Genomic DNA, 5,871 nt, shown 5'->3' with positions numbered 1-5,871 from the left:
GGGGGCATCCTTGCCCTGATCTGGTTCGTGCATATCGCCGCCGCCCGGATGCTTGCCCGCGGTGCGACAGCCGCCGCAGGCGGCTTGCTGGTCATCGGCGCAATGAGTTTCGGCGGCGCCATCTCGCTGGTCGGGCAGATGTATCATCTCTCCGGCGACCAGCAGACGGTGATGTATCTGTGGTTCGCGATTGCGACAGTCTCGGCGATCCTGTTCCGTTCAGCCGCCGTGACCGTCGTCGCGGGCTTCCTCTCCTGGGCATCCTTTGCGGTTTATCTGCAGGATAACGACACGCATTGGATCGGTCTCGATCCCTGGATGGCGCCGGTCATGGCGGTGATCGTCATCGGGCTGGTGCGGTATACCGGCGCCGAGCGGGGCCGCCACCTCGCCTATCTTCTGCTGATCGGTTGGCTCGCCTGGCTCTATACTCTTTATGAGGAGATCGCCGTGGCGCTTGCCTTTGCAATCGGCGGCATGGCCGCCTTCGTCCTGACGGCCTTGCCCCCCCGGCCTATTGCCTCCTTGGTCAAAACCGCCGGTGCGGCTCCTGCCTTCTACAGCTTCCTCGTCGCCGCAATTGGCTTCCTGCTGCTGCATATCGAGATCGAGGATGGCTGGGGGCTGGTGGTGCTCGGAGTGGTGACGCTTGCCGCTTCCGTGCTGGCGATCGTCCTGCGTGGCAGGGATAATGGCGCGGTGCGATATCTCGCCTACGCGACCTTTGCCGCGGAGATGCTCTATCTCGCCTCCGTCACCGTCGGCTCGATCCTCGGCACGTCAAGCCTCTTCCTCTTCTCCGGTCTCGTGGTCGCGCTGGTCGCCTGGATGGTCATCCGTCTTGAACGGCGTTTTTCGGCGAATGCACAGGGGGAACGGGCATGAACTCGTTCATCGCAAAGCTGCAATCCGGCAAGGGCTATCTGCTTTCGGCCATCATCGTCGCCGGTCTGCAGACCCTTATCCTCGGCACGATCATCCAGAGCCGGGCGTCGATCCTCAGCGATGGCGCCGAGGTGCTGCTGAAGACGGCGCCCGTCGATCCGCGCGATTTCCTGCGCGGCGACTATGTCGTCTTGAACTACGACATTTCCTCGGTGCCGGTGCAGACGGTTTCCGGCGGCATTCCGGCCGAGGCCGGCGAACGGGTGTTATGGGTCCGGTTGAAGAAGCAGGAGGACGGTTTCTGGACGGTGACCGAATCGTCCTTTCGCGAACTGCCTCCGCAGCCGGACACCGTGATCCTGCGCAGCCAGCCATTTTATAGTGGCGGACTTGCCGCCGGCGACAGTATGCGTGTCGAATACGGCATCGAGCGCTACTATGTTCCTGAAGGCGAGGGCAAGCCGATCGAGGAGGCCCGCAATGACGGCAACGTCGCCATCGCAGTGCGTGTCTCGCCTGATGGAAGCGCGCAGATCCGCAGTCTGCTGGTTGACGGCAAGCCGGTTTACGATGAGCCGCTTTACTGATCGCGTCGCACTTCGGGGCAGGGCGGTTCCGGGGCTGCAAATCCCCTGTCATTTGCCGTTCATTTTTCCTTTGCCTCGACCAAATCGGGTGATATAGAGACGCCGCGCTCCGGAAGGCCTCATGCGCAGGCATAGGCATGCGGTTTTGTGAACGCGGGTATGGTGAAATTGGTAGACACGCCAGATTTAGGTTCTGGTGCCGCAAGGCGTGGGAGTTCAAGTCTCTCTACCCGCACCAAGCTGTTTGCAGGCGGGAGACTAAGAATCGGTTGTTCCAGAACAATTGAGATGTCCCGAATAGCCCGCGAGTGCCATTCCGCTTTGGGCGGAATGATATGGAATTGGGAAAAGCCACGCGCGGCAGGATCGCCGGCGTCGTGCTCATCGAAACGAACGGCGTCTGGGCACGGCCGCCACGAAATGAAGGTAGGAAGACATGCAGGTTATCGAAACGCTCGCTGAAGGGCTGAAGCGCGAAATCAAGGTCGTTATCCCGGCCAAGGACATGCAAGACAAGATGAATGAGCGTCTTGCCGATGTGAAGGACAAGGTTCGCATCAACGGCTTCCGTCCGGGCAAGGTGCCTGCCGCTCACCTGAAGAAGGTCTACGGCAAGTCGATCATGGCCGACCTCGTCAACGAGATCGTCCGCGAGCAGCCGGCCGCCATCCTGTCCAGCCGTGGCGAGAAGTCGGCCACGCAGCCGGAAATCGCCATGACGGAAGACAAGGACGAAGCCGACAAAATCCTCGCCGCCGAGCAGGATTTCGAATTCACGCTCTCCTACGAAGTTCTGCCGCCGATCGAACTGAAGTCGGTCAAGGGCATCAAGGTCACGCGCGAAGTAATCGACATCTCGGACGACGAAGTCAACGAGCAGGTCCTGAAGGTCGCCGAAAGCGCCCGCGCCTATGAGACCAAGACCGGCAAGGCCGCGAACGGCGACCGCATCACCATGGATTATGTCGGCAAGGTCGACGGCGAAGCCTTCGAAGGCGGCACCGACCAGGGCGCCGAACTGGTGCTCGGCTCCGGCCGTTTCATCCCGGGCTTCGAAGATCAGCTTGTCGGCGTCAAGGCCGGCGCCGAGAAGACCATCACCGTGACCTTCCCGGCCGACTATCCGGCCAAGAACCTCGCCGGCAAGGAAGCGACCTTCGACGTCACAGTCAAGGAAGTCGCGGCACCCACCGCTGTCGAGATCAACGATGAACTCGCTTCCAAGCTCGGCATCGAATCCGCCGATCGCCTGAAGGAGATCGTCCGTGGCCAGATCGAATCGCAGTACGGCTCGCTGACCCGCCAGAAGCTGAAGCGTCAGATCCTCGACCAGCTTGACGAGATGTACAAGTTCGAGACCCCGAACTCGCTCGTCGACGCCGAATATAACGGCATCTGGAGCCAGGTGAACAACGACCTCGCCCAGTCCGGCAAGACCTTCGAGGACGAAGACACGACCGAGGAGAAGGCTCGCGAGGAATACAAGACGCTCGCCGAGCGTCGCGTCCGCCTCGGTCTCGTTCTCTCCGAAATCGGCGAAAAGGCCGGCGTCGAGGTCAGCGAAGACGAGATGCAGCGCGCCATCTACGATCAGCTGCGCCAGTATCCGGGCCAGGAAAAGCAGATCCTCGAATTCTTCCGCAGCCAGCCGGGTGCCGCCGCTTCGATCCGCGCACCGATCTTCGAAGAGAAGGTCATCGATCACCTGCTGACCGAAATCGACGTCACCGACAAGAAGGTCACGAAGGAAGAGCTGCTCGCCGAGGAAGAAGGCGAAGCGAAGGCCGAAACCAAGAAGGCAGCACCGAAGAAGAAGGCTGCCGCCAAGGCCGAAGCAACTGACGCCGGTGAAGGCGAAGAAGCCGCACCGAAGAAGAAGGCTGCTCCGAAGAAGAAGGCGGCTGACGAAAGCGCCGAATAATCGCTTTTCGGTTCAGAAGTTTGGAAGGCCTCGCCATCGTGCGGGGCCTTTTTCTATTGTCCAGGGCAGTTCATTCTCGCCGCCTACTCCATTGTGCTTATTCGTCCGGAACAACAAGGAGTTGCATCAAAGTATAATTAGATGCAAATTTCGCTGATGGTGGAGGGACCTGAAAATGACCGCAAAGCACGAAATGAAGAAGCTCGTCGAGGAAATCTATGCTGTGCGTGACCGTGGCGATGTCGAAGCTACGCTGGCGCTGATCGGCGAGAATTGCACCTTTCGCATGGTCGGCAATACACGGCTGGCGCCTTTTTCGACTGAAGCCAGCGGGGATTCTTTTCGCCAGGCGATAACGCAGCTTATCACTGTGTGGGATCTGTCGAATATCAGGACAGCCGGCATCTATGTGGACGAAGATGAGCATATGGTCTTTGCCCACCGCGAAGGCGAGGTCAGGCACATCCCATCGGGCGTGAGCTTTCATACGGAATTCGTCGACAAGATCCATTTCCGAGATGGGAAACCGGTCAAGATCGTCGAATTCGTAGACACGCTGCAAGTGGCTGAGACGACTAAGATGATCCAAGTCGCTTAAACGACCACCAAGGTCGGAGCCTCCAAAGCGCGTTCTCAAACTTGATTCATGCGACGCGCTTTAGCGACATCCATTCGCTTGGAGTTTGATGCAGCCCATGTGTTCGGACGACAGGCATCGGCCGCGGTTGCAAGAATCGCCGCTCAATGCGCGGTCAGTTGCGCGACTTTCCTGACATGGCTCACGGCTGCGGCGCCGCCGGCGGTCTGTGTGAAGAGGTGGAGCGTTTCCTCTTCGTCGTCGGCGACCGGCGTCAGGGCCTGATCCATGTAGGTCTTCGACTTCGCGTCCCTTGAAATCAAGAACGCCGAAATCGTCAGGCCAATGATCGTGCCGGCGAGCGAAGCATGTTTGCGGAAGGTTTCCCAGGCAAAGCGCGGCCAGAAGACCAGCGGATTCTCGCGCGGCAGGTCTGGGCGCCGCTCCGAAGGCGTCTTCAGGCGCAGCAGGCCGCTTTGCAGCGGGTGCACGTTTTCCAGCGGCACGGTGGTCGCGAAGGAGACCAGAACCTTGACGAGCCTTGCGAGCGGTACGCCGGTCGCCACGGCGCGGCGCAGCAGCGTCTTCATATGATCAGGCGAATAATAGAGCGCCCAGGCCTCCTGGTAGATGTCTTCCCATTCCTGCTTGCTCATCTTCGGATGCGCGGTGCAGACATGCTCGACATCGTAGATGTTGAGATCGGCATCCATCTCGACGCCCTTCTTCCACAGGACCTGATGGTCCTCGGAGCCGGGCAGCGGCGTCAGGATGAAGAATTCGATGACGTCGAGCGGCAACTCTTCCTGGATGATCGTGATGTCGCGGCGGATCGATTCCGGCGTATCGGCGGGGAAGCCCAGGATATAACCGGCAAGCGTCATGATGCCCTGCGCCTTCCAGGCGAGCAGCATCTTGCGGTATTCGGTGATCTTGTTCTGGTTCTTCTTGGCGGCGGTCAGATTATCAGGATTGACGTTTTCGAGGCCGATGAAGACGCGCGTCACGCCGGCGCGCCTGGATTTCTCGATGAAATTGGGGATCTTGTGGCAGAGCGTGTCGACCTGGATCATCAGGCCGAGCGGAATGCCGTCCCGTTCCTTGAGTTCGATCAGCCGGTCGAAGATCGCTTCCCAATCCTTGTTGCGGGCGAAATTGTCGTCGGTGATGAAGAATTTGTGGATGCCCTGCGCCCAGTTCATCCGCACCAGCTTTTCGACGTCGTCGGCCGAGCGGAAGCGCGACTTGCGTCCCTGTACGTTGATGATGGTGCAGAACGAGCACTGATAGGGACAGCCACGTCCGGCATCGAAGCTGGTGCTGAGTCCGAGCGTGCGCTGGATATTGTCCTTCGGCAGGAAGGGAACCGGCGTGCCGCCGATACCGGGAAGGTCATTCATGAAATTATAGAGCGGCTTCAGCTCGCCGGCGGCGGCGTCGCGCAGCACCATGTCGAGCCGGCCCTCGGCTTCGCCGGCAAACATCGAGATGCCCATGTCGCGGCAGGCGTCGAGCCCGACAGCCTTGCCATCAAGCATCGACAGGCAGCCGGAAACATGGAAGCCGCCGATCGAAACCGGCAGGCCGGCATCGCGGAAGGGTCGGGCGATATCGAGGGCACGCGGATACTGGTTGGTCTGGACGCCGACGAGCGAAATCATGCCGAAATTGTCGTGACGCTTGAACTGCGCCAGCAGTCCGGCGACATCGATCCGCGTATTGGTCTCGTCGATCACAGTGATGTCGATGGCCGTATCGTCGCCGAGCACCTTGCGCTCGGCACATTCGGCGGCAATGCCGTAGAGCGCCGCAAGCGAATTGGAGGGGATCATCGCCCGCCACCAGCGGATGACATAGCCGTCGTCGTCATAATGCGACGGCTTGATCAGGATCAGCTGAAA

General features: G+C 60.0%; 5 protein-coding genes and 1 tRNA gene. 5 read left to right on the top strand and 1 reads right to left on the bottom strand.

Annotation, left to right across the window (positions count from 1 at the left end; translation table 11 throughout):
• From FY112_RS01965 to FY112_RS01945, 5 genes are all read left to right on the top strand, one after another.
• Positions 1-885 (top strand): DUF2157 domain-containing protein (locus FY112_RS01965; RefSeq protein WP_151517519.1); only part of this gene is annotated, 885 nt, incomplete at its 5' end.
• Positions 882-1,472 carry a GDYXXLXY domain-containing protein gene (locus tag FY112_RS01960; RefSeq protein ID WP_151517518.1) on the top strand — a complete coding sequence of 197 codons (591 nt, stop codon included), beginning with the start codon at positions 882-884 and terminating at the stop codon, positions 1,470-1,472. The genes FY112_RS01965 and FY112_RS01960, both read left to right, overlap by 4 nt.
• A gap of 153 nt (positions 1,473-1,625) precedes the next feature.
• Positions 1,626-1,710 (top strand) — tRNA-Leu (locus FY112_RS01955).
• Between the two features lie 198 nt (positions 1,711-1,908).
• On the top strand, positions 1,909-3,393 hold the full coding sequence (tig, locus tag FY112_RS01950) for a trigger factor (RefSeq protein ID WP_151517517.1): 1,485 nt from the start codon (positions 1,909-1,911) through the stop codon (positions 3,391-3,393).
• Between the two features lie 175 nt (positions 3,394-3,568).
• Entirely contained in the window at positions 3,569-3,991 is a 423-nt protein-coding gene (locus tag FY112_RS01945) for a nuclear transport factor 2 family protein (RefSeq protein ID WP_151517516.1), read from the top strand.
• Between the two features lie 143 nt (positions 3,992-4,134).
• On the opposite strand, the gene FY112_RS01940 is transcribed toward FY112_RS01945, so the two are convergent.
• The coding region (locus FY112_RS01940; RefSeq protein WP_151517515.1) for a radical SAM protein at positions 4,135-5,871 on the bottom strand (1,737 nt) is incomplete at its 5' end.

The sequence above is a fragment of the Rhizobium sp. PEPV16 genome, assembly GCF_008919455.1.
GTDB classification, from domain to species: domain Bacteria; phylum Pseudomonadota; class Alphaproteobacteria; order Rhizobiales; family Rhizobiaceae; genus Rhizobium; species Rhizobium leguminosarum_Q.
This window is presented reverse-complemented; position numbering and strand designations above follow the sequence as displayed.